This is a genomic window from Ottowia thiooxydans DSM 14619 (genome assembly GCF_000422885.1).
Lineage (GTDB): Bacteria > Pseudomonadota > Gammaproteobacteria > Burkholderiales > Burkholderiaceae_C > Ottowia > Ottowia thiooxydans.
The window spans coordinates 17131-39267 of the sequence record NZ_AUGX01000023.1; the positions used below are offsets into that span (position 1 = coordinate 17131).

At 56.1% G+C, this 22137-nt stretch carries 19 protein-coding genes and 1 pseudogene; 13 read left to right on the top strand and 7 right to left on the bottom strand.

Annotation, left to right across the window (positions count from 1 at the left end):
* Window positions 1-134 precede the first annotated feature (134 nt).
* On the bottom strand, window positions 135-1259 hold the full coding sequence (locus tag G518_RS0117325) for a serine hydrolase domain-containing protein (RefSeq protein WP_028603637.1): 1125 nt from the start codon (window positions 1257-1259) through the stop codon (window positions 135-137).
* Window positions 1260-1508: 249 nt separating this feature from the next.
* Window positions 1509-2303 (bottom strand): GNAT family N-acetyltransferase, encoded by a 795-nt coding sequence (locus G518_RS38580; protein WP_028603638.1) that lies wholly within the window; start codon window positions 2301-2303, stop codon window positions 1509-1511.
* 262 nt (window positions 2304-2565) lie between these two features.
* Here G518_RS38580 and G518_RS0117335 point away from each other — a divergent pair, with 262 nt between their 5' ends.
* The 6 genes from G518_RS0117335 to G518_RS35625 all read left to right on the top strand — a co-directional run bounded on the left by G518_RS0117335 (window position 2566) and on the right by G518_RS35625 (window position 11060).
* Window positions 2566-4239: an AAA family ATPase gene (locus tag G518_RS0117335; RefSeq protein ID WP_084651927.1), complete on the top strand. Its 1674-nt coding sequence runs from the start codon at window positions 2566-2568 to the stop codon at window positions 4237-4239.
* Between the two features lie 25 nt (window positions 4240-4264).
* A complete protein-coding gene (locus tag G518_RS0117340; RefSeq protein ID WP_028603640.1) occupies window positions 4265-5140 on the top strand; it encodes a DNA adenine methylase in 876 nt (291 codons plus the stop codon).
* Window positions 5141-6352: 1212 nt separating this feature from the next.
* Window positions 6353-7789 carry a tyrosine-type recombinase/integrase gene (locus G518_RS0117345; protein WP_028603641.1) on the top strand — a complete coding sequence of 479 codons (1437 nt, stop codon included), beginning with the start codon at window positions 6353-6355 and terminating at the stop codon, window positions 7787-7789.
* Between the two features lie 112 nt (window positions 7790-7901).
* Window positions 7902-8696: a hypothetical protein gene (locus G518_RS0117350; protein ID WP_028603642.1), complete on the top strand. Its 795-nt coding sequence runs from the start codon at window positions 7902-7904 to the stop codon at window positions 8694-8696.
* 382 nt (window positions 8697-9078) lie between these two features.
* Window positions 9079-9525: a hypothetical protein gene (locus G518_RS35620; protein ID WP_156909439.1), complete on the top strand. Its 447-nt coding sequence runs from the start codon at window positions 9079-9081 to the stop codon at window positions 9523-9525.
* Window positions 9519-11060: a YfjI family protein gene (locus tag G518_RS35625; protein ID WP_051236920.1), complete on the top strand. Its 1542-nt coding sequence runs from the start codon at window positions 9519-9521 to the stop codon at window positions 11058-11060. Before G518_RS35620 ends, G518_RS35625 begins: the two co-directional genes overlap by 7 nt.
* Window positions 11061-11613: 553 nt before the next feature.
* Here the strand turns inward: G518_RS35625 and G518_RS40445 are convergent.
* The gene (locus G518_RS40445) at window positions 11614-11790 is read right to left on the bottom strand and encodes a hypothetical protein (RefSeq protein ID WP_169457961.1); all 177 of its coding nucleotides are present in this window, start codon (window positions 11788-11790) and stop codon (window positions 11614-11616) included.
* A 429-nt stretch (window positions 11791-12219) separates the two neighbouring features.
* Here G518_RS40445 and G518_RS0117370 point away from each other — a divergent pair, with 429 nt between their 5' ends.
* Both G518_RS0117370 and G518_RS41050 read left to right on the top strand, forming a co-directional pair.
* Complete coding sequence (locus tag G518_RS0117370; RefSeq protein ID WP_156909440.1) at window positions 12220-12531, top strand: hypothetical protein; 312 nt, start codon at window positions 12220-12222, stop codon at window positions 12529-12531.
* Window positions 12532-12687: 156 nt separating this feature from the next.
* Window positions 12688-13120 (top strand): annotated as a pseudogene (locus tag G518_RS41050) (transposase family protein); the annotation flags it as partial.
* Window positions 13121-13722: 602 nt separating this feature from the next.
* Here G518_RS41050 and G518_RS0117385 read toward each other — a convergent pair.
* Window positions 13723-15069, bottom strand: coding sequence for a hypothetical protein (locus G518_RS0117385; RefSeq protein ID WP_028603647.1), 1347 nt, complete (start codon window positions 15067-15069; stop codon window positions 13723-13725).
* Window positions 15070-15676: 607 nt separating this feature from the next.
* A complete protein-coding gene (locus G518_RS40030) occupies window positions 15677-15853 on the bottom strand; it encodes a hypothetical protein (protein ID WP_156909443.1) in 177 nt (58 codons plus the stop codon).
* 462 nt (window positions 15854-16315) lie between these two features.
* On the opposite strand from G518_RS40030, the gene G518_RS39400 reads away from it, so the two are divergent.
* Window positions 16316-16528: an isochorismatase family protein gene (locus tag G518_RS39400; RefSeq protein WP_425414292.1), complete on the top strand. Its 213-nt coding sequence runs from the start codon at window positions 16316-16318 to the stop codon at window positions 16526-16528.
* Window positions 16515-16973, top strand: coding sequence for a DUF421 domain-containing protein (locus G518_RS0117400; RefSeq protein WP_028603649.1), 459 nt, complete (start codon window positions 16515-16517; stop codon window positions 16971-16973). Before G518_RS39400 ends, G518_RS0117400 begins: the two co-directional genes overlap by 14 nt.
* A gap of 204 nt (window positions 16974-17177) precedes the next feature.
* Here the strand turns inward: G518_RS0117400 and G518_RS0117405 are convergent, their stop codons facing one another.
* Window positions 17178-17555, bottom strand: coding sequence for a helix-turn-helix domain-containing protein (locus G518_RS0117405; RefSeq protein ID WP_245597999.1), 378 nt, complete (start codon window positions 17553-17555; stop codon window positions 17178-17180).
* A gap of 82 nt (window positions 17556-17637) precedes the next feature.
* On the opposite strand from G518_RS0117405, the gene G518_RS0117410 reads away from it, so the two are divergent.
* Complete coding sequence (locus G518_RS0117410; RefSeq protein WP_028603651.1) at window positions 17638-18393, top strand: hypothetical protein; 756 nt, start codon at window positions 17638-17640, stop codon at window positions 18391-18393.
* Window positions 18394-18442: 49 nt separating this feature from the next.
* Window positions 18443-18889: a hypothetical protein gene (locus tag G518_RS0117415; RefSeq protein WP_028603652.1), complete on the top strand. Its 447-nt coding sequence runs from the start codon at window positions 18443-18445 to the stop codon at window positions 18887-18889.
* Window positions 18890-19468: 579 nt separating this feature from the next.
* Here the strand turns inward: G518_RS0117415 and G518_RS0117420 are convergent.
* On the bottom strand, window positions 19469-21010 hold the full coding sequence (locus G518_RS0117420; protein ID WP_028603653.1) for a recombinase family protein: 1542 nt from the start codon (window positions 21008-21010) through the stop codon (window positions 19469-19471).
* A 123-nt stretch (window positions 21011-21133) separates the two neighbouring features.
* On the opposite strand from G518_RS0117420, the gene G518_RS0117425 reads away from it, so the two are divergent.
* Window positions 21134-22099, top strand: coding sequence for a Bug family tripartite tricarboxylate transporter substrate binding protein (locus tag G518_RS0117425; protein WP_028603654.1), 966 nt, complete (start codon window positions 21134-21136; stop codon window positions 22097-22099).
* The last annotated feature ends 38 nt before the right edge of the window (window positions 22100-22137 follow it).

A 22137-nucleotide genomic window follows, 5' to 3' on the forward strand; every position in this document is an offset into this window, starting at 1 on the left:
TTGGTCACACGTCCCGATGGGCTGAGCCGATGGGAATGTCCATTTCGAAGGCATCCCAGCGGCTCAGGAGGCCGCCTCATTCGCTTGTCGCCGGAAAGGTGGATCAGTCGCCATTCGTCATACGCGCAGCAGACTCATTGCTCCTCCGCTCGGCAGCGTGCTGCAGCCAGCATTCGCGCGGCGCGGAGGAACGCCACGGGCCCGACCCAGCTGACGTTCCAGTTACCCGCTACTGGCACCTCGCGCTTGTGCGCGATCACCATATCGCGTTTCGGTAAGACCAGGATGTACTGTCCATGCACGCCCCACGCCATGTATGCACCGCTCAGGGGCGAGTCCTGCGGTTCTTCGAGCAACCACCACAGGTAGCCGTACCCGAAGCCACGCCGTGCCGTGTGCGGCGGATGCATCTGTGCAGCGGCCGTGGTTTGGCTCGTCATTTGTTTGACCCAGTCAGCCGGCACGAGCTGTTGGCCGCGCCAATTTCCCTGGCGCAACATCAAATAACCCAGACGTGCCATGTCGCGCGTGGAAAGGTAGAAGGGATAAGCCAAATGCTGCGAGCGCCGCGCATCGCCACTGTGTGCATGGCGGGCCAAGTTGAAATCCTCGAGCTGCAGAGGTGTTGCCAAATCCTCGGCGAAAGCCTGGTAAATGTTTCGCTTGGTCAGACGTTCGAAGGCAGTTCCCGCAGCGTTGAAATCCCAGTTGTTGTACAAGAAGTAGCTGCCTGGTAGATGCGAGCCGCGTGGGGGCGCTGCCGCCGCATCGTCGCCGCCATTGGATGCTGGGTGGTAGACCCCAGAGCGCGCGGCGAGCAGGTCGCGCAGCCTCGCCTGTCGCTCGATGGGCAGCAAGCCACGCAAGTCGTCGATGTCCAGGTCGGCCAGCGTGCGGTCGAGGTCGATGGTGCCGTTGGCCACGTACTTGCCGTACATCATCGAGAGCACGCTCTTGCGCACCGAGAACACGATGCTCACGGCCTGGACCGGGCCTTCACTGAAAAACACTCGGCCGTCTTGCACCGCGATGAGAGCTGTCGTGTCCAGCGTGCGTATGTAGCCGCGGGCGGCGTCCAGGTCGCGGCCACAGCCGCTGCCTGGTTCAGTCTCGGGCGCTGCTGCCCAAGATGATTCCGGGAAGACAAGCGGCGCAGCAGGCGCTGCGGTAGCGCATCCGAATGGGAGCAGCAGCGCGAAGACACGCGATCGGCACAGTAGCCACTCCCACCTGGAGCGGATTGGCTTAGCAAGCTTCATTTCGAGCAGTTGGCGTTAAATTTGAGGGAGTGTGTGTGAGGATTCAGTTGAGGCATGCACCCGCCATTCTCCCGAGACCGGCGGGTGCCTTGCGTGGGCCGTCGGCCTGCTGAATGCAAGCAGCAACGCCGGGCGAACTTTCGCTCTTGGCCGAATTCTGCCCGATGTGGTCTGGCGGCAGGGGGCCCATAGCGGCTCTACACCTCGCCCCGAAGGGGCCGCTCGTATATTTAGATGTGGGCTAACCAATCATCGCTCCTGCCGATTCCATGAATAAACAAGAAACTCGCGCGTTCGCCGGAAACCCAGCGCTTGCGCAAGGCGCATGGACGACAAATTGCTCTCGTAGCAATCCCAGGTTGGTTGCACCCCGCGCTGAATGCATTCGGCGACGAACATCTGAGCGACAGCCCTTGCCAGCCCAAACCGTCTGAACTTCTCAATCGTCAGTATGTCAATGGCGTAGCTGCCGTGAGAGACGAAGACTGAATAGCAGAGACTAACAACCCCTTCGTCTGTCGATGCGCAAACCCCAATGCCGCGCTCCTCGAAGGCGACTGCAGACCTCCAAGTGCCGCCCATCCAAGGGTACACAGTCGCCTCGACTTTTCGCATCAAAGCCGCATTGATCGGGGTCACTCGAATGTCCGCTGGAAGATGCGGATCCGAGCGCAATGCCTCAAATTTTTCCCTATCAAGTTGAAAGGCAACGCGCCGAACTTTTTGCGTTATAGCGCTCTTGGCTTCTTCGAGAATTGGCAGCCAACAATCGTGACTCGGATAGAGGATGAAAAAATCCTGATGCCGATAGTCGTAGAGCCATTGAAGACACGCTCTTGCAAACTCAGGATTCGGGATCGAGCCCGCTAGTACACAAAAGCCGTTGTCATAGATGAAGGCCACCTGGTCTTCGTCCTGAGCGCTGACGAACACTTTGCCCTGCGAGTTGCCCGCGAGAACCATACCCGCGACCTCTGCGCCGACGTGCTCGGCCCTAAATAGATGGGTCACAGAGCCATAGTCTTCTGTCGCTAGTTCAAGCATATCGTCCTACGGTGATGAATCGCCTTCGAGAAATTAAACCCCATGGACCGGCGGCCTTCTCCTGGCCGACAGCCGAAGTCTAGCGTTCAGGTGCGTCTGTTGAGCAGCTTGGGTTTCGGCCGTACTGCGCTTGTTCTGCCCCACCGGCCTGCAAGATCCTTTCCTCCTCTCTGCGAAAATAGGAGTATCCGAGCAATGCGCGGGGATCGGCCGCACGCCGGCCTCACGCCGAAGGCCCATCCAAGACAAACACTGACATCTGATGAACACAATGCTCGCAGGCAAGCGCAAGACGGAACTAGGTCACTCGGACAACAAGGACATCCCCATCAAGTCAATCCTGGGGATCAGAATCGAGCGCTTCCGCTCATTTCGAGAGCGCTCCCTGGTAATGGGTGAGCACGTCACCGTCCTGTCTGGCCGCAACGGGACGATGAAGACCTCGCTGATGGGCCTCCTCGCGCATCCGTTTTCGAGCGAGGCGAAGGACGCGTTCGGGGCGGACTTGAAAACGACTTTGCACGAAGTGTTCAAGCTCTCCCCGGAATTTGACAAGGAAAACTATCTATACGACCTTGTGCTGCGCACCGGGACTGGCAAAACCCTGAGCGAGCCGGTTTCTATCTACCGCGTGCAAGAGAAAACGAATCGCCATAGGGTTGTCGTCTCAGGGGCGGAGAAGGGTGACGGTAACTTTGCCTACAACACATCGTTTCTGAACCTCAAACGTTTATTCCCCCTGGTCGACACCAATGCGGCCCCTGCGACGGACGGATCGTTCGACCTGTCTACCTCCGAGGCGGCCGACCTCAAGGACTTCTACGAGACCGTCTTCCCAAGCTCCGACTACGAGGCCTTCGTTCCGGTTCACCAGAAGAAGGTCAAGACGACTTTCGCTTTGGCTGGAGCAGGTGCGAAGTACAACTGGCAGGCAATCTCCTCTGGGGAAGATAACCTCGGGGCAATCTTCAACCGTCTCCTCGGCTTTCAAAGGGCCTTCGTCAATGAGCAGACGACTGGCAACGGAATCCTCTGCATCGACGAGTTCGAAAGCAGCCTACACCCCGTGGCTCAACTACGCCTCCTGGACTATCTCTACCGATGGAGCGCGCGGTACAGGGTGCAAGTAGTCATTTCGACTCATTCGCTGCATCTGATCCAGCACCTGTACTTGAAGCACGCGCCTAATCTCTCGGCGGGACGGATTGTCGTCAACTTCATCAGCAAGTCCGACGCCACCGAAGGCAACTTCCCGATCCTCCAGAACCCACCCTACGATCTTGCATATAAGGAGTTGACTCTCACCAGTCCTGCCAAGGTCGCCGCAGCGCGCAAGGTCAAGGTCTTCTGTGAGGATGAATACGCCATCCATTTCGCCAAGCGGCTGATTAAATCACAAGCCGTTTTGCAGGTGGTGGAGTTCCACAGTTCACTGAATCCGGGTGGTGACAACCCCGGCACAAGCTGGTCGGCCCTGCGCTCGCTCTGCGTACAGTTTCCGCTTCTACTGCAGGGCTCTCTTGCGTTGTTCGACGCCGATGTCAAAGCGTCTCAACTGGCCAAGATTAAAGACCCGGCTCTTTACCTGACTTTGCCCGATGGCGACTCGATAGCCATTGAGCGCAGGATAATGGTCCACATTCTCGGCCTGGGCAACGACGATCAGTTTTTTAAGAAGTTTGACCAGGAGCGGGACTCCTTCCTGGCCGAATTCAAGGCCGCTGGAGTCAAGTCCCTAAAGATCGCTGACGTGATGGACGAGTCCAAGACTCCGATCGAACGATGTAAGGCGTGGGCAGATACCGACAAGGCCAAGTTCAAGCGCTGCATCACTGATTACTGCGATCATTCGACCTTGAAGGACGAATTTCGCTTGAGGTTCGTTGAACGAATCAACAGGATCAATCAGCAGGTGGGCCTGCCGAGCATCCAATGAGGTTAATACTCAGAATGACCTGACGATGTATTCAAACAAGCTATATACGCCACTACGCTATCCCGGCGGCAAGGCACGCTTCGCGCCCTTTATTGCCGAGACGATGCAGGCCAACGGCTTGGATGGTGGGCACTATCTGGAGCCGTATGCGGGCGGCGCTGGTGTTGCGTTGGAGCTGCTCTTTCACGGGCACGCATGTCACGTCCACATCAACGACCTCGACCCGGCGATCAACGCGTTCTGGATCAGCGCGACGCGCCACCCGGAGCAGCTTCTTCGGCTGCTATACGACACTCCCATCGACATGGATCAGTGGTTTCGGTGGAGGAGGGTTCTGCGCGGCGAGACCGAGGCTACGCTGGTCGAAAGGGGGTTTGCAACCCTGTTCATGAACCGGACTAACCGCTCCGGGATACTAAAGGCTGGAGTGATCGGGGGCATGGCCCAAACGGGCGAATATAAACTCGATGCCCGGCTCGACAAGCCAACGCTAAGCGCGCGCATTGAGCGTATCGCTGATCGCGCCGATGACATTTCTGTCTACTGCGAAGATGCGCACGCCTTGCTGACTAGATGCAGCGACTTCCTTCCTACCGCATCGCTGATCTACCTTGACCCGCCTTACTATGTAAAAGGCCGAGGGCTTTACCGAAATTTCTACATGCACGAGGACCACTTGGCCATCGCTAAGCTATTGCAATCGCAGGAGTTTTCAAGGCTTTGGGTCGTCTCGTATGATAATGTGGAGGAGATTTGCGCCATGTATCAGATGAGCGAAAGACTGACCTATGCCCTGAACTACACGGCGCAGAAACGCTACATAGGCAGTGAAGTGATGTTCTTCAGCCGTGATTTGGCTATCGACGAGAAAAGCATTCCACAGTCCAAAGAGGTTGCCTAAGCGCGTAAGCCGGCGCGGCATGTCCAGTCAACGTGTGGCTTGCTGATGCACAGAACGACGGATATCGCACACCCTGATTTGAACTTCGACCGGCTGTTGTGGGCCCATAGGCATACGCGTCATTCGAATCGACTCGGAAAACGAACGCTTCGCAGCCAAGTCCACAAGCCGAGACTCATAGTCCGGCAGAGAGGGGACGCTATAATTCTCGCAGTTAAAAAGCTTGCCTGCTCTGCTGTACGTAGGTGGGACCGGAGATTTCCTCGGTGGACTAATCGCCTTTATCGCTTGTTCCGTGAAGGTTCAGGCGAGCCTCTCATTCAAAGCCAACGCCAAGAAAGGGAAACGCAAATGAAGATTGAAAAGATCCAGGTGAAATGCACTGTGAACGGCGCCAAGTCTCTGGGGGTTAAGGCGTTTAGTCCACCGTGATGGAAAAGAGGGTTTCGGGACGATCAGCAACATGAGGGCGAGAGAGACTCCCCCGCCATTCAAAAGCACCTCCGATTGGAGGTGTTTTTCTTTGTCCGACGTAGATGAGAGAACACGCGTTCTCTGGACACTTACGCGCTTACCCGCCACCGTCGCAACTCCCAGAACTTTGTTTGCAACCCCGCATGAAGCAGTATCAAAGCCGGAACGAACCGAAGGACGGCAGCCCGATGCCGTCTCTCGACTCTCTGCATTGAAGGACTGTTCATGGTCGATAGTGCGCATTCGCGCGAACGAAGCGAGCGTCCGCAGTCAGCCTAAAGCGGCTGTAAGTCAGCATGAGCACGCTGCTTTTACCGCAGAAACGTGTTGGGGCGCACGTTGTGAAGGCGCTGAAGTTGCCCGTGTAAAGCAGTAGGGCTCGCAAATTCAATGCGGTGGACTTGGTCTTACCTTGCAGAAATTGCGATCTAGCATAGGCAACTGCTGGCCGTCAAGAACACTGTCCCGATGGCTACGCAGCAGCTACACGCACCCCAGAAACAACAAAGCCCAGCGGGTTAGGCTGGGCTAGGTCGTTGTTTATATTGGTGGCGCTTCACGGATTCGAACCGCGGACCTGTGGATTATGATTCCCTGAATTTGGGTATTTGCCTATGTCGATTTATGTAGATAGAATTCATATAAATCAATAGGTTGTGTTAATTTTGGTTGGCCGACGTGTTGATTGGTATTCCTCGTTTCCGAGGAAAAACTCTTACATCCGCCGTTACATCGAGCATGCCAAAAGTAGCCTTCACTGCGCCCAGGGTGGCCAAATTCAAATGTCCGCCTGACAAGGCTCAGGCATTCCTCTGGGATGCCACTGCCCGCGGTCTGGGCCTTCGAATCACGCCCGATGGCAGACCGTCGTACGTTTTCCAGGGTCTTTGGCAGGGGAAGACCATTAGGATCACCATCGGTAGTCCGGATGCCTGGACGATCCCCGACGCGCAAGCCAAGGCTCGAGAGCTGCAACGACAAATCGATGAGGGCTTCGATCCAAGAGAAGTCCGGCGAGAGGCTCAAGTTGCTCAGGAGAAGAAAAGAGCGGCGGAAGTTACTGCCGCCGAGCAGGCCGTTCGAGATGCAGCCGCAGCGACATTGACCGTTGGTGAAGTGTGGGCCGTGTACTTGAATGCTCGCCGCCCTCATTGGGGTGAGTTGCATTACCGCGACCACATCAAACTGGCGCGCGCAGGAGGAGAAGTCGCCAAGCGCGGTGTCAAGGGCAATAAGCTCACCATAGCCATGCCTTTGCATAGCCTTATGAGCCTGCCGCTGCGCAGCCTCGATGCCCCAAAGATTGAGGCATGGGCGGCCAAGGAGGCTCAAACCCGTCCAACTAGTGCCCGTCTCGCGTGGCGCCTTCTGAAGGTGTTTCTTAACTGGTGTAGTGAGCAGACCGAGTACGCCCAGTTGTTGCCCTCGGCAAAAGCCGCTGCAACACGAAAGACCCGCGAGGCGCTTGGTAAGCCTAGAGTCAAGACAGATAACCTCTTGCGCGAGCAGCTACCAAACTGGTTCTCGGCAGTGCGCAAGATCAACAACCCGGTGATATCAGCGGCCCTGCAAGTCATGCTTCTCACCGGAGCACGACCGGGAGAAGTTCTGCCCATGCGGTGGTCTGATGTGGATCTCCAATGGCAGCGCTTGACCATTAGAGACAAGGTGGAGGGGGCGCGGGTGATCCCCTTGACGCCCTACGTGAAGTACCTGCTAGGGGGACTGCCTCGGCGAAACGAATGGGTGTTTGCCAGCACACGTACTGTGAGTATGGATGAAAAGAATATGGCTCGGCGCGAGCGGCGGGCATCCGCTAAGGGTGAACTGGCAGCAGTGGAAGAGGTGGTACAGGCCAGCGCTACCGGTCATATCTCTGAGCCACGCAGTCACCACGCGTGCGCTTGTCAGACCGCAGGCATCGAGGATCTAAGCCTTCATGGCCTGCGTCGTAGCTTCAAGAGCTTGACGGAGTGGTTGGAAATTCCAGCTGGCATCGTTGCACAGATCCAAGGTCACAAGCCCAGTGCCACTGCGGAGAAGCATTACACAGTACGGCCGGTGGACTTGCTGAGGGTGCACCATGTGCGTATAGAGGCTTGGATGCTCAAGGAAGCTGGAGTTGATTTCGAATCAGCGCAGGCGCATCCCACTCTGCGAGTCGTCGGGGCATGAAAGGTCAACAGAGGAGACGCGACTGCAGAGGTCTCGCTTCGGTCTTCTAGACCCGCTGCGGCCACAACCTTTCAATCGATTTTGTTGATCTGGCAACCGTACACTTAGGCAGATGCAAAGAAAGCAACCCTCTGAAGGGCCGATCCCACAATCCGTGGCAGGAGAGGCGGATGCTGGTCACGAGATCAGAGCAACCCATTGTGAGGAGCAGGAACAGTTGATTGGGTGGTACGACGCGACCATAGGGGCGTCGTATTGGTTGGGGCTACCCACCGTAACGGGACTCGAGGCTGCGCAACTCTTGTGCGCCGAGAACCCCGTCAATGCGAAGACCACAGATGACTGGCTGAATGCCACTAGCTGGAAGGAGAACGTAGGCGGCATCGCCCTCATGGATCCTGAGAATAGAAGACGACTCCTGCGCGGATTCCTGGGAGAGGGCAGTGAGAGGGCTCTACTCGAATGGCTGCAAATCGCCAAAAGACACGGATGGCGGTACGACCCGTGGATTGATAAGTATATAGAGGCGCTCAGAATCACCTCTGACAATGGAAGTCGTCGCGATCGGCAGGTGTTCACTGACAAACCTGCGACGGCAAGACTTCCCGAGCCAGGATGGGAGCTACACAAACCAGAACGATTTGTTGGCTACGGTAACGCGCTGTACAAGACGCTTTTTAACGTGCGCCAGGCAGGAGGGCATCGCCCCACGGCTCGTGAAGTCTTGGATATCTGGCAATTGGACAAACCGATTGACATCGCAATGGTGCTGCCGAACTCCATTGATTACTACGATGCCAAAGGCAACACGAAACCCGCGGATCTGGATGCAATTCGGAAGGCCATCGGCCGCATGACGGACCCTAAGCGGACGTCAGAGCCAACAAGCGGACGACAGAGCCGATAAGCATTGGAGATCGGCGCTTTAAAGGGATAGTGAATACATCCAAATTTTCAAGGATGTATGCCAGTGATTCCCCAAGCCAATCAACCCGCCATTTCCTGTAACACACAGTTCCCACTGCTGGAGCACGTTACCAGCCCCACGGTCAACACAGCAGCAGCGGCGTACTATCTAAATCGTCAGCCGCAAACTCTTCGAGGTTGGGCATCTGCCGAAAACTTTCCATCAGGCCTTAGGGCGCTTCGCGTTCATGGACGACTGATGTGGCCCACCGCAGACATTCGTCGCCTGTTGGGAGTTGCCTGATGGTGATGTCGTCAATCTTTTCAGGAAATCACAGTCGAGGAGAGCCTGACTTCAACCTCACGGAGTTTCGGAGGCTACGGTGAAACGATCTTTGCTTGTCCAGTCCAACTTTGACGTCAAGATCGAAACAATTCTTTCCCGCCTGGAGGGGGTGCGGAAACAAGGGTGTGGCTTTGCGGCACGTTGCCCCGCCCATCAAGATCGCTCTCCGTCCTTGAGTCTCCGAGAGGGCGACGGGGGACGCATCCTGATTTACTGCCACGCAGGATGTACCGCTGAAGCGGTGACCAGCTCGATCGGAATGACTGTGGGCGATCTCTTCCCTGACGACCCAAAACTGCGGAGACCGATTCCTATTCCCGGCGTCACGCGATCGCGTCTGCGCGAGGCAGCAGAAATCGAACGGGGAATTCTGTTCATCGTCAATGCAGACCGCCATGCGAACAAGCCAGTGAACGTTAATGACGAAGCCCGTGCCACGCTCGCAAGTCAGCGAATAGCCATGGCCAGGAGGTTTGGATGCTGACAAGTATTCAAGAGACGGATGTTTGGAATGCCCTTGAGAGCACTTGGCCCATTCCTCGGGAGATCAAAAATGACCTGCCACCAGCCCCGGTGTTTGAAGCCGAACTTATGTTGCCACCCGTTCTTGCCAGTTTCGTATTGGACGAAGCGGACAGGATGCCTTGCGCACCGGACTACATCGCAGCCGCTTTGATCGTGTCCCTGGGGTCTGTGATCGGTGCGCTCTGCGCTATTAAGCCCAAGCGACGAGATGACTGGATCGTCACGCCGAACCTTTTCGGAGGCATCGTGGGTGATCCCAGCAGCAAGAAATCGCCGGCCCTGAGTACGGTGACAAGGTATTTGGATCGGCTAGAGGCTAAGGAAGCCGAATCACTGGCGAAGGATCAAAAGATATTTCAAGCGGAAGCAGCTGCGTTTGAAGCCCAGCAAGCGGTAGTGAAAGCTAGCATGAAGAAGGCAGCCATCAGCAACGGAGATGGTCGCAAGATGGCCTCGGCATTAGCTGACATGCAAGCACTTATCGCTCCTGAAGAGCCCCGCGTGCGCCGCTTTAAGTCTAACGACAGCACGGTCGAAAAACTGGGCGACCTGCTCTCCACCAATCCTCAAGGGCTCCTGGTCTTGCGTGATGAGTTGGTTGGCTTGTTATCAAGCTGGGAGAAGGATGGGCGCGAAGGAGATCGATCTTTCTACCTGGAAGGATGGAATGGAACAGGTAGCTTCAATATTGACCGTATCACCAGAGGCAGCTTGCACATTCCTAACTTGTGTTTGAGTGTGTTTGGTGGCATTCAGCCCGAATTGTTAGAGCGGTACTTGTCCGCTATGGCGAGCAGTCTTGATAACGATGGAAGGATTCAGAGGTTCCAGGTGCTCGTGTATCCGGAGCCCGTAGCGTGGCACTGGCGTGACCGCAAACCTGCCGAGGGTGCTCGAGAGGCCGTACGTGATCTGTTCGAACGTTTGGCTCACCTTGACCCAGTGAAAAGCGGAGCAATTCCTGCGGATGACTTCGTGAAACTACCTCATTTCCACTTCGATGACGCTGCACAAAGTGTGTTTGTGGAGTGGTGCCTGACATTGAATACGAAATTGATCCCTGATGAATCTAGTCTCATGCTGCGCCAGCACTACGGAAAGTATGAGAAGCTTTTCTGTGCCCTTGCGTTGATCTTGCATTTGGTTGATGGCCACTGGGGACCGGTGGGAGCAGATAGCGCTCTTCGAGCTGCGGTTTGGTGCGAGTATCTTGCTGGGCATGCTCGCCGGGTGTACGGGCTGGTAGAGGCAGCGAAGGTAGGCACGGCGTGCACTGTCGGGCGAAAGATTGCAGAGGGCAAACTCGAAGACGGCTTCACGGTGCGGGATGTGGTGAGAAAGCAATGGACTGGCCTCACGACCACCCTACAGGCGGAAGGCGCGCTCGCCAGCTTGGAAGAGCACGGATGGATCGTAGGCGTGCCAACGGAACCTGCCAGCGGACGACCGACCACCCGGTTCCATATCAATCCTCGGTATCGGGAGGCCATATGAGCTGGCTTGCGCGTGCAAAAGCGCATTTTCAAACCAATGGTCAATGCCCCACTGACAGAACTGACGAAAGCCAGGTTTCGTCAGTTTTGGCAGTGCCTTCCGGAGGAGTCTATGAGATCCAACATGAAGTTTCGTCAGTATCGTCAGCAGGGGCCGCATACGTTACTGAAAAGAACGTCTCACCTGAAGAACTGTTGGAAGCCGCGATGCGGGCATGCGACTTTCACGGCGATAACTCTGCAGCACGGGAGCAGATGCGACGAGAGTGCCTCGAGCTTTCTACGACCGTGCGAGCCGACCTCCTCGAATACTTCCATCGCATGTACCCGAGTTAGCAGTTCCCTCAATTCCGTGTGCTCCAGCGTCAGCTTTCTTATAGAACCAACGGGTGAACTCCTTTGACCAGTTTCGAATCCACCCGCAGAGTCAACCTTTGAGCTGCAATCCAATGCCTCAAAAATTACCAGAAACTAACTCCAATACTGCTCGCGCATCGAATGCTGACCTGCTCACCAGCGGCCGGCTTATGAATGCTTCTATCACGGAGAGTTATCTAGGAGTTACCTCCATAGGTCTTCGCGAACTCATGGAAAGCATTGACCGTCAAGCCGAAGCAGTCTGCAGAGGAGATCTTCGTGGAATCGAGGCTATGCTGGTGGGTCAAGCGATATCCATGCAGCGCCTGTTCAATGATCTCGCGATCCGCTTCGAGCCTCAGCTGGAGACTCATCAAACGCTACTGTTGCTAGCATCTGCGATCATCTGTTCACGGTTTTATTGAGCAGTCGTGTTAGCCCCTCTAATGCTGGAATGTGTCTAGATTAGAAGCAGTCAACATAGCAAATTTTCTCGCAAAAAATCAAATACAAAAGAATTAAAAATAGGTAAAAATACACTTGCGTACGTTGATCAAGTAACCCGTTGCACCTCATGCGACCTTTGGCTTGTCCGCTTCACTTAAATCCTTAATATCCTCGCAGAACGGCTTGCAAATTACATTCAATTTGATAAGTGCTTATATAAGTAATAGAATTATCCACTTTAAAAATAATTAAACCACTTCTTATGTTGCAAAAGCCATTCTATCAAATTCACTTGGATTAATATGAATGGATTATTCAAGCCAACATCCGTTGGCGCCAATTATAAGCTTTCATATTTGAATACCAACGCATTAATAGAGCAGTTGGAAGATATAATTCAGGCTCTTCTTGAAATTTTACCTCAAGACGAGTCATGGCAGCGCATTTTAATAAGGCAACTCAATCAAGCTGATTGTGATATTAAAGATCTCCGCTCAATGGTTTCCAAACCAAAAAAAAAGGAGGAATTTAATCGCCTTTCGCATTTGCTGCACGAGCATATATCTGAATCGAGTATGCAGGTTGAAGGGAGCTGTGCGGACAAGACCTCCAAGAGTGCAATGAGATTTGCAAAGGCACTCTCTGCAGATATTTGCCATAAGGACTAGCTGTGAAGCCTCAATGGGTTGTAGAGGGGTGTCATCCAGATCGGGTTTGAGAGACTGGTAGTTGCCAAACACCAAATTCTCAAAGAGCCGCTCCAGATGAACACTCACAAGCATGCCTGACTTACCTATGCCCCTCGCCTCCAGCTAGGCCGACAGATGACCGAGGAAGGTTTGGGCGCTTGCGAATCAGCCGCGTTGCACGGCGTACCCCGCCGACGGCCAGGAGGTGGCTGGGCCGCTATCTGGCCGATGGCGAGCAATCCTTGGCCGATACCTCCTCATGACCGTGGCGCTCACCGCGTTGCATCGATGCGGCCAAGGCATTCTTGATCGTGGAAATGCGCCGCCGCCGGATGCTGCAATCTTGCCCCGCCAGCAGCGTGAGCGAGTCCACCGTCAGCCGGGTACTCAGGCGCGCGGGTCTGTCCAGCCTGAGCGATCTGAAACCTGCCGAGCCTGTGGTCGCTACGAACACGAGGTTGCAGGCGAATTGCTGCACATCCACACCAGGAAGCTCGGGCGCATCGTGCGGTCCAGCCACCGCGTGACGGGCAACCGGCGCGACTCGGTCGACGGAGCCGGCTGGGAGGCATGCGCCATGGGTATCCTGTCGAGCTCCACGTCCAGGAACATCTCCGTGAAGGTAGAAAGGATGCTGTCATGAATCGCATCCTCATCCAGCAGCGGCACCTTGGTGTCGGTGGCAAGAAGGCCGGCCATCCGGCGCGCCTGCCTGGCGCTGATGGCGTCGCCGCGGTCATGGCCGTAACGGTTGAATGACGGCTGCGACAGCCCTGCGCGGAAGCGCCACTGGTCGCCATCATAGGTCAGCCGCGACTGTCCGCCCAGCTGGGCAAACCATTGCAGATTCTTGGGACAGTTGGCCAGGTGCTTGCGCAGCACGCTATCGGCGTCATCCAAGTCCTGCATCACCTCTGCATCTGCCGGGCCATCTGCGTGTGAGGCGCCATGCCCATGGTGATTGGGCAATCCGTAATTTTAATGAGAAGTTCTCACTGAAACACAGAGACCAGCCAAGCCGGAGAACGTCCTCTATTACGCATGATAAGGAAAGGGACAAATGGAGAAATTTCTTGGCGGCTATGTTCTGGCACTAGAACCGTTGTGCCCAAAAAAAAAGGGGAATTGCACGCTCGTGCAACTCCCCCTTTTTCGCTAAGCCCTATTACATCAAGGCCGCTGACGGCGGCGCAGCGCCAAGCCGCCCAAGCCAGCGCTCAGCAAGCCCAGCAGGCCCAGGCCACCCAGGCCCAGAACAGGCACCGCAGTGGGGGTAGGTGCTACAGCAGGCGGCGTCACGACAGGATCCACTCCAGTACACGCAGCTGTCACATAGAAGTCTGCCATGGCAGCCATAGCACATACTCCACTCGGGCAGTCGTTAGTAGCTTGCAGACCATCCAGCATCAGACCAATAGTGTTCTGGCCACGCGCGAAACCCGGGATATTAGGCGTCGTGGCAATGTCGAATGAATCATATCCGTTAGGCAGATAGAGACCCGAGTTGTCGAAGACCGGTGCTCCGCCCGCAGGCTGCACAAAAACGGTATTGCCATAGTCGTCAAACGCAAATCGACCATCCAACTTGATGGACGCCAGATCCACGTTGTTGCCCACGGTGATGGGTTGATTCATCACAAATACGGAAGCGTGGTAACCCGCCTTTGCCTGTCCAGTCGCCGCTGGATAAGGCAGCCCGGGAACATCGCTTGCGCCCGGATTTGTTGTACCAGGGCTAATCCAACGAGCGTTGGTTTCCTCGCCTGCTGGTAGCGTTGCTGGATTGACGTAGGCACCAGCCCAACTATAGTTGTCGAACAAGGGCTGCTCAACATTCTCCAAAGCCGTGCCCGCCGCATTTGTGCGCCAGGTCCATTTCCAGTCACGCGCGTTGGTGGTGAACGGGCCAACGCGAACTGTCTGGCCTGCTGTATTGCCAACAGGGCAAATCAGGGCTGCCGTAGGCTGCGGTGCCGGTGGGGTCAGGCAGTCCGCCGTGATTTCCACGTCGAGCATCATCCCGGTGGGCCAGACCGCGGTCGTGCCATCGCCGCTCAGGGAAACGCCAATGGTGTTGTCGCCGTAGTAAAAGCCCAGGTTGCCATCTTCCATATTGATGGCCTGCGGTGCAGTCCAGCCATTGATCATGGCGGTGCTCTTGAACCAGTTGGTGGTGTTGGAGACACCGCCGGGCAATGTAGAGGGCTTGACCACGAAGCGCCCGTCAAAGTCGGCACCGCCTGTGCCAACGATCTTGATGGTGGTCAGGTCCACATTGGTCCCGACGGTGATGGGCTCGGTACGGATGAACATCACGCGACCAGCAGTCCAGGCCCCATTGGCGGTGACACCGGTAACGTTCACAACCGGATCCCCGTCCCCCCCCGTACCAAATGACAGCCATTGACCCTGTAGAGGCTGCCCGGCCAGCGTACCGGCGCCCGAGCCATGCATGACTCCAACTGGATCGAAATAGGTGCCCGCCCCAGTCCACCGCTTGTCCAGCACTGTGGCCATGGGGTTACCTCCTGGATCGGTCGCGTACTTGGCATCGCTCGTCCAACCCGATGCCGACGTTGTGCTCACTCGCAACGGCGTGCTCCCACATGTCAGTTGTGCTGCTTGTACGCTAGTTGCCGACATTAGGCACAGAAGCGCCATAGAAAGCAGGGGCAACTTTGGACTACCACGTCTCGGATCGCCCGATTTGGTGGTTAATGGGCGTGTATTCATAAGCTCCCCCTTAATAAGTCGATAGATCAAATAACAAGATGCAACGAAAAAATTCGTGAAGCAACTAGGCACTTTAGATTTATAGCTTCTAAAGAAAAAGTGAAAGTTTGGTTAATTTTAAAAATATTTGCAAAACTTAACTTCAAGAGAAATTTCTCTCAGCCGTTGTAGCACCACAACATCGCAGCAGTCCTGCGTCTAAACATTCTCATCCCTGCGTGGCCATGAGTTGCTTCTGCTTCATCTACTGATTACCCAGCGCAAACAGCATCGTCAGTCGCGCTGCTTTTGCGCGGCCGTAACGCCAAAGGCACCAAACCGATCAAGCTTCGCCCGCAAGAGGCCGGAGTTGCGATCCAGCTCGCTAACGGCCAGACCGAGTAGCCGGGGGTCAGGTGGTGGACCAGGCGGAGGCGATCGCGCGCGTGCGGCGGGCTTTGCCCGAGGGCGCGCGGATATTTTTGCCGGCGAGCGTCACCTCACGGGCTGGAGTGCCCCCACGAGTGAATTTGAGCATGTCTGCCAGCGCTGCCGCACGCAAGGTTTGATCCTCGAGCGCGTGCGACATGGCGATGTACTGGAGCGGCAGGCCTGGTGCTGCGGAGGCGGGCCTCGTGGAGGTGGTTGGGAGCCGGCGAAGATGCGCCGGCCGGTGACGTCAACGGGTGTTGAGGATGTGGCTGAATGGCTGTCCAACGACCCAGATCTGACCGAAGAAGGGCCGTGCGCATGGACGCCTACCGGACGGTTCGTGTGGCGCCGTGCAGGTCGAAGCGCAACTGGCTGAAGCCGGCGGGCTGTGGCGCGCGGGCAGCGGTGTCAGCGGTAGCCGAGGGGATCAAGGTCGATCCTGCACAGGATCGGTTGAATATGTCGATCTACGACCCACTCGGTGGTTTGGAACCATCCGAAAACACGTCGCAGCTACAGAAGTTGACATTGATCATTTTCTTGCGCCACTGCGGCTCCCTCTAGCAGGCGAACATGGCGCACATATTCGTTGAGGATGAAAGCTTAACGCATTGTCATTGTGGGGTTTGCAACTGACATGTGCGTGACGTTGACGGCCATGGATGCGCGGATGTCTGGATACGAGGTCTGGACCCGTCGAGATTGCACAGCCGCGGAATCGTCCGTTCGAAAGCAGCAAGCGCTTGGGCAGCTCGAGAGAGCGTTCAAATGCAACGTAAAAGCCGCAGGCTCAAGAGGAGCGGTAGAAAGGAAGTCAAGTGCTGGATCTTGAGCTGCCAGCGATGGAGCTGATCAATCGAGCAGGGGCTGTTTATGTGCTGCTGCTTCTAATGATGCGCTTGAGTGGCAAGCGCACCGTTGGCCAATTTACTCCCTTCGATTTACTTGTCGTTATGCTCGTAAGCGAAGCCGCAGGTCCTTCTATGACTGGCAAGGATCAATCATTGTGGGGTGGCCTTTTGGTCTGCGCGGTCTTGATCGCTATCAATATGCTCGTCGGCATTTTGACTGCAAGATCAAGAGTTGCAGAAAAAATGCTTGAGGGCGAAGCAATCCTTCTAGGACGGGATGGCGAAATTTTTGAATCCGTGCCCAAGCGACACCGAGTTTCACAAAACGACATAGAAAAAGCTCTACGCGGGGCGGACTGCGAACGACAAGAAGTGAGGTACGCGTTCTTGGAAGCTGACGGGAGCATTTGCATTCTAAAAAGCTAGTAGAAGCTTGGGTTCAAATAGCATCACCCCGTGCCCGGCAATCTCTCCTGCTAGAAATCCCAGGGCGCTCGACCGCAAAGCTGGTGAGAAGCCGAGGCAACTCAGCACCGTGAAGGCGTCATAGGAGCGCTTCAGATGCCGCCGAGGGCAGCGAGTTGATCAGCATAGCCTCCGACTGCGACAAGCTCCGGCGAAAAGTTCAGCTCACTTGTCCTTGTTGTGACTGCTACCTACGGGACCATACACCCGCTCATCGAGGAAACTCTGAAGGGCCACCCGGTCCACCGGGGACAACTGAGCGGCCTTGAGAATTACTTCAGCTAGATCGTCATCGTCACAGTAGAGATAGGCGAGTGGCACTCGCAGTTCCTGAGAGATCCGGCGTGCGATTGAAACTGGCGGAGCATGCACCCCCGTCTCGTATCGACTCATGCGCGCACTAGCGCTGCCCTCGTCTATACCAATCAGCACTCCAAGACGGTCCTGCGGAAGACCCAGGCGCTCGCGAGCGGCACGCATCCTGAGGCCGAAGATGGCACTGGGCGTAATCGCCTTGGATGAGGGTGCATGAGATTTTGACACCCTTCGAATTTCGTAAATTAGCGATACAATTTCTCTACGTATTACGTAGATTTGTAGCAATCACATCAATCGGAGGAGAATCATGTATTTCAAACCTTTGGCCATCCTGCCCCTGGCTCTATTTCTCGCTGCCTGCGGTGGAGGGGGCGACGACGGGGACACCGGGTCTGGCGGTGGACAAGGGACCCCAACGAATGTGGCCGCCATTAGCGGAGCATGGCAAGGCACCTCTCCTGACGGCACTCTGTTGAATGCCGTGGTATTGGACGATGGACAGCTGTGGTTGGTGGGCGCATTAAGGAGTGCGCCAGCAGTTCAGGTCTATGCGAGGACCCAGGGTGGATCAGGCCAATTCCAGTCCAACAACGTCCGCTATGTTGATTACGCATCCAACCGGCAATTCACCGGCACCCTTCAAGGGACCTACGTGGCGGGCAGCTCAATCTCTGCAAATTTGGCGCTCAACGGTGCGCAGGCAGGCACATACAACCTGACTCCTATACCTAAGACCACGTTCGACTACCACCGCGCGGCCTCCCTCAGTGATCTTGCTGGATCGTGGACTTCAGGCAGCACTCGAATCCTGGTCGGCGCCAATGGTGCTGTCCAGACTGTGGATAGCACGACTGGTTGCAATAGCAATGGAACAGTGGCGCCTCACGCCAGCAAAAAGAACGTGTTCGACTTGAGCGTGACCTTCGGCGCAGCCCCATGCTCGCTGCCAGGCCAGAAGCTCGATGGCATTGTGGTGACCTGGGCGGCAGGTGGGCAATCCACGCTCCTGGCGACCGCACTGAATCAAAGCGCCAGCCTGACGCTTGTGGCTGCTCGTCAGTAAATTCTGTCTCCCCTCGACCCTATCCACTTCACGAACCAGGAAGCTCTAGATGCAAGGTTTGAATTGTTTGAGATCTGCGGCCCTGATTGGCTTGCTGGCCATCGCAGGCGTCCTCAGTGGCTGTGCCAGCACCAACTCCATGGCGCCTGTGGGAGGCGCTGCACCTACGATGTTCCCACTCAGCGATGAGCAAGCGGACAGAGTGTTGGCTACAGCCATGGGCAGTGAGTTCACAGGTTCGCCCATCTCCCGGGTTGAGTTTCCTAACAAGGGCTACACCACCACGATAAGGTTTCTGTTTGACTCCCACCAGATTACTGCGGTGCGGGTGCCTGCCAAGGGTATAGATGGTGCTCAAACCGTGGACGGGTACTACTTTGAGGTCAACGACGCTGGCACCCTTTTAATCTCTGGCAGAAGTCGCGCCACCAAGGTCTACGAGCGGGTCGTACACGAAGCGGGACTATTGACGAAGGCATTGCCGCAGCGCCGATGACCTGCTGGTCGAGGCACTAAATTCATTGTTTGTTGCTGCCCAAGCTGCGGCTCCCAACTGCTCTAAGCGCCACAAAAGCCGAGGTACACCCGAGCAGGATCACAACAGCTCGCTGCGCACTACGCACTGAAAGTAGTGCGTACGACGTGCGTATTTACTAATGCCCCGAGTGAGATTTCAGTTACACAATGGCTCATGTGCAATCGATATGTGAGTCTGGACGAGCAAGATATTGAAGATTTCTCACATATTGGTCGGCGCAATCGACCTCGCTCGAATGTCGGTGTCCCCCCGTGCGCTACAGGTCGGCATTTCCCTCGCACTTATCTTGACTTGACATCAGCTTCAGGACTGAGTTGATCGCCGACCAGTGAGACTTGATCCCCTTGGTTGCGAAAGCCTCACGTACCCTACCAGCACGCACGATAAGGAGTGGGCGCAGACCCCGGATGCATAGAACCCCAGCCAGCACAGCATCTTCTCGATCAAACTTACAGACGTGTATCTATGTCCCACATCGGCGCCAATCGAGTGAAGCTTGGCTCAGGGGGCTCTAGTCTTTTTTAATCGCCCAAGACGTCAATCAACTTGAGAATGGGTGTTTCTTTGAGCGGCTGCGATGATCGCGCATTTCAACTCACTGGCCGAACGAAGTGCTATCAGCGGTGGCGGGGGAGCCTCCCCCAACCATGATGGAGCATTGCGGCATTCTTCCATTGTGAAAAGGAAGAATTGGAGAGCAGTTTTGTCCTCTTGCATCTGTGCCAACAGCACCCAATCAGCAGCTGGAAACCGGGACTTCTTCGGGAACTGCCAGCGTTTGATGAGAAGTGCGCTTCGCGGCCACGTTAGTTGGAGCCTAAGCCTGCAACGACTCTCGATGATCAGGACGCGGCTCCGGGTATGGATATGGCAAGCGATGCCTTCCGAGGCAATGAGTGCGGCGATATCGTGACTAAGTCGATTTCCGACATTACGTCCAACCACTTTGCGCTTTTCGTGCAACGAGCGCGCTGCTCGCGAATCTCTGCCTGCAAGCTCCAGGGCCTTAGCCACAGAGCCAAAGGCATTCGTATAGGCCTTCCTCGATCTGATGCCAATTGCTTCGAGATCTAGTGTGCTGACGTTTGGATCCTGGGCCAACTTGGCCCGCAGGATTTCCAAAAGCTCTTCCTTATCGGGATGCTGTCTTCTACGCTCCCAGAGCTTACGCTGTACCTGGTCCCATAATTCTTTCTGCACCACCCGCTCGATAACGCCTTCCGCCCTGGTTGCTGGCCGTTTTCTTATGGCTTTGCCCGCCGCTTGGTGCACCCGTCCCCAGACGAAATTTCCAGCGAACGCCTCACACCTTAGTAATCGATCAACAACAGGCGCCCTAAATTGATTTCCACTTGGCGTCAAAACGCCTTCTTCTTGAAGTGTCCTCGCCGTCTTTTTAATGGTCCCGCCCTCAGCGGCGTACAGTTCAAAAATGCGATTCACGAGCTTGACCTCGCTTTCCGGCCCAAGTACCCAGGCAATGCGTTCGTTCTGCAAGCCCTTCCTCTGGAATGGTGCCAACGGTCGCCTGTTTCCCCATCGATCAATCGCAACCCGCCTTAAACCCAAAGGTGGTAGGGATCCCATCTGAAATCCCAGTTGAATTGCCCGGTCCTGTCCCGCCCGTGTTTTCACACCTAATTCGCGAGCGTACTCCGCCGCCATTGCCCTTTTTAGAGTCTTCAGCAATGCGGTTAGAGGATCAATATCCGAGCCGAAGGGCTCTTGAACATAGACCACACGGACACCATTCATGCGGCAGGTGTACTCGTAGTAGGCAGCTGCGTCGATGTCCTGAAAGCGGCCCCAACGGCTTACGTCATAGACCAGTACCACCTCGAAAGGCGGTGGCACCTCTAAAACATCCCGAAGGAGTTCCTTCATTCCATCGCGGTTTTCGATTCTGAGGCCGCTTTTTGCTGCGTCCTGGTAGATCTTGATAAGCGTGAGGCCATTCTTAAATGCGTACGACCGGATCGCCTCCAGTTGGGTGCTGAGAGAAAGATCTTGCTTGTCACTCGACATTCGCAGATACGCGGATGCCCGTAGATCCGGCAGCGGCTTCGTGACGGCGGTCATATCACACTCCAGTATGGTCAGCCTCAAGGTACAACCATACCGCCAAATTCGAGGGGTTGGGATTTATTCGTTCCTCGGTCGGCTCCACCATAAGGAGACATCGCTATACAGATCAACCGTTCCATGCGCGCTCTCGGCATTTCCGGGCTTCTGCTCGCCATGTTGGCCGGCCCACTGGCCGCGCAGCCGGCGTGGCCCAACTGTACGGTCAAATTCGTCGTTCCCAGCAATGCCGGCGGCAGCCCCGACCGCGTCACGCGGCTGCTGGCCGAGCGGCTATCCAAGAAGTGGGGGCAGCCGACAGTCGTTGAGAACAAGGCCGGCGCCACGTCCATCATCGGGACCGACTTCGTGGCCAAATCGCCCGCCGACGGCTACACGCTGCTATCCACCTTCACCTCGCTCGTGCAGGTGCCGGCGCTGTTCAAACGCGTACCCTACGACACCGAACGCGACCTTGTGGCGGTTACGCAGACCGTGGCTGTGGACGTGCTGTTCCTCGTGCGTGCCGATTCGCCATACAAGACCCTGCAGGACTTCGCCGCAGCCGCTAAAACCGCCAAACCGCCGCTGAGCTATGGCTCCTTCGGCAACGGGTCGTCATTCCACATCTATGGCGAGAAACTCGCGCAATCCATGGGTGCTGACCTGACCCACGTGCCCTACAAGGGAGAACTGCCATCCACGACAGATCTGCTGGGCGGACAGCTTAACTCCTCCTTCGCCTCTGTCGGCACGGCCTTGCCTTTCCTGACCGATGGCCGTCTGCGCCCGCTGGGCGTAGCCTCAACCAAGCGCTCACCGGTTTTGCCGAACGTGCCGACGCTGGGCGAGCTGGGCATGAACATGCCCGATCTCGTGGGATGGTTCGGGGTGCTCGCGCCCGCCGGCACGCCTGCACCCATCATCCAGAAAGTTGCCGCCGACATCCGCGAGATTCTCACCCAGCCTGACGTCGTGAAAATACTGCGTGATCAAGGGTTGGAGCCGGTTGCCAGTTCCCCCGAGGCGTTCCAACGTCGGCTCCAAGACGATCTTGTGCAGTGGAAAAAACTGCTGCCCGAGGTCGGCATCAAGCCCGCAGATTGAAGCCCGGCGGCCGCTCGGCACAATCTGCGCCGGCCGGA

Coding starts and splice junctions, on each gene's coding strand:
- G518_RS0117425 (WP_028603654.1), top strand. CDS start 21,134: ATGCGCGCTCTCGGCATTTCCGGGCTTCTGCTCGCCATGTTGGCCGGC.
- G518_RS35625 (WP_051236920.1), top strand. CDS start 9,519: ATGCTGACAAGTATTCAAGAGACGGATGTTTGGAATGCCCTTGAGAGC.
- G518_RS0117350 (WP_028603642.1), top strand. CDS start 7,902: ATGCAAAGAAAGCAACCCTCTGAAGGGCCGATCCCACAATCCGTGGCA.
- G518_RS0117420 (WP_028603653.1), bottom strand. CDS start 21,010: ATGACCGCCGTCACGAAGCCGCTGCCGGATCTACGGGCATCCGCGTAT.
- G518_RS0117415 (WP_028603652.1), top strand. CDS start 18,443: ATGCAAGGTTTGAATTGTTTGAGATCTGCGGCCCTGATTGGCTTGCTG.
- G518_RS0117325 (WP_028603637.1), bottom strand. CDS start 1,259: ATGAAGCTTGCTAAGCCAATCCGCTCCAGGTGGGAGTGGCTACTGTGC.
- G518_RS40030 (WP_156909443.1), bottom strand. CDS start 15,853: ATGTCGCACGCGCTCGAGGATCAAACCTTGCGTGCGGCAGCGCTGGCA.
- G518_RS0117345 (WP_028603641.1), top strand. CDS start 6,353: ATGCCAAAAGTAGCCTTCACTGCGCCCAGGGTGGCCAAATTCAAATGT.
- G518_RS0117340 (WP_028603640.1), top strand. CDS start 4,265: ATGTATTCAAACAAGCTATATACGCCACTACGCTATCCCGGCGGCAAG.
- G518_RS0117410 (WP_028603651.1), top strand. CDS start 17,638: ATGTATTTCAAACCTTTGGCCATCCTGCCCCTGGCTCTATTTCTCGCT.
- G518_RS38580 (WP_028603638.1), bottom strand. CDS start 2,303: ATGCTTGAACTAGCGACAGAAGACTATGGCTCTGTGACCCATCTATTT.
- G518_RS0117385 (WP_028603647.1), bottom strand. CDS start 15,069: ATGGCCACAGTGCTGGACAAGCGGTGGACTGGGGCGGGCACCTATTTC.
- G518_RS0117335 (WP_084651927.1), top strand. CDS start 2,566: ATGAACACAATGCTCGCAGGCAAGCGCAAGACGGAACTAGGTCACTCG.
- G518_RS40445 (WP_169457961.1), bottom strand. CDS start 11,790: ATGAGTCTCCAGCTGAGGCTCGAAGCGGATCGCGAGATCATTGAACAG.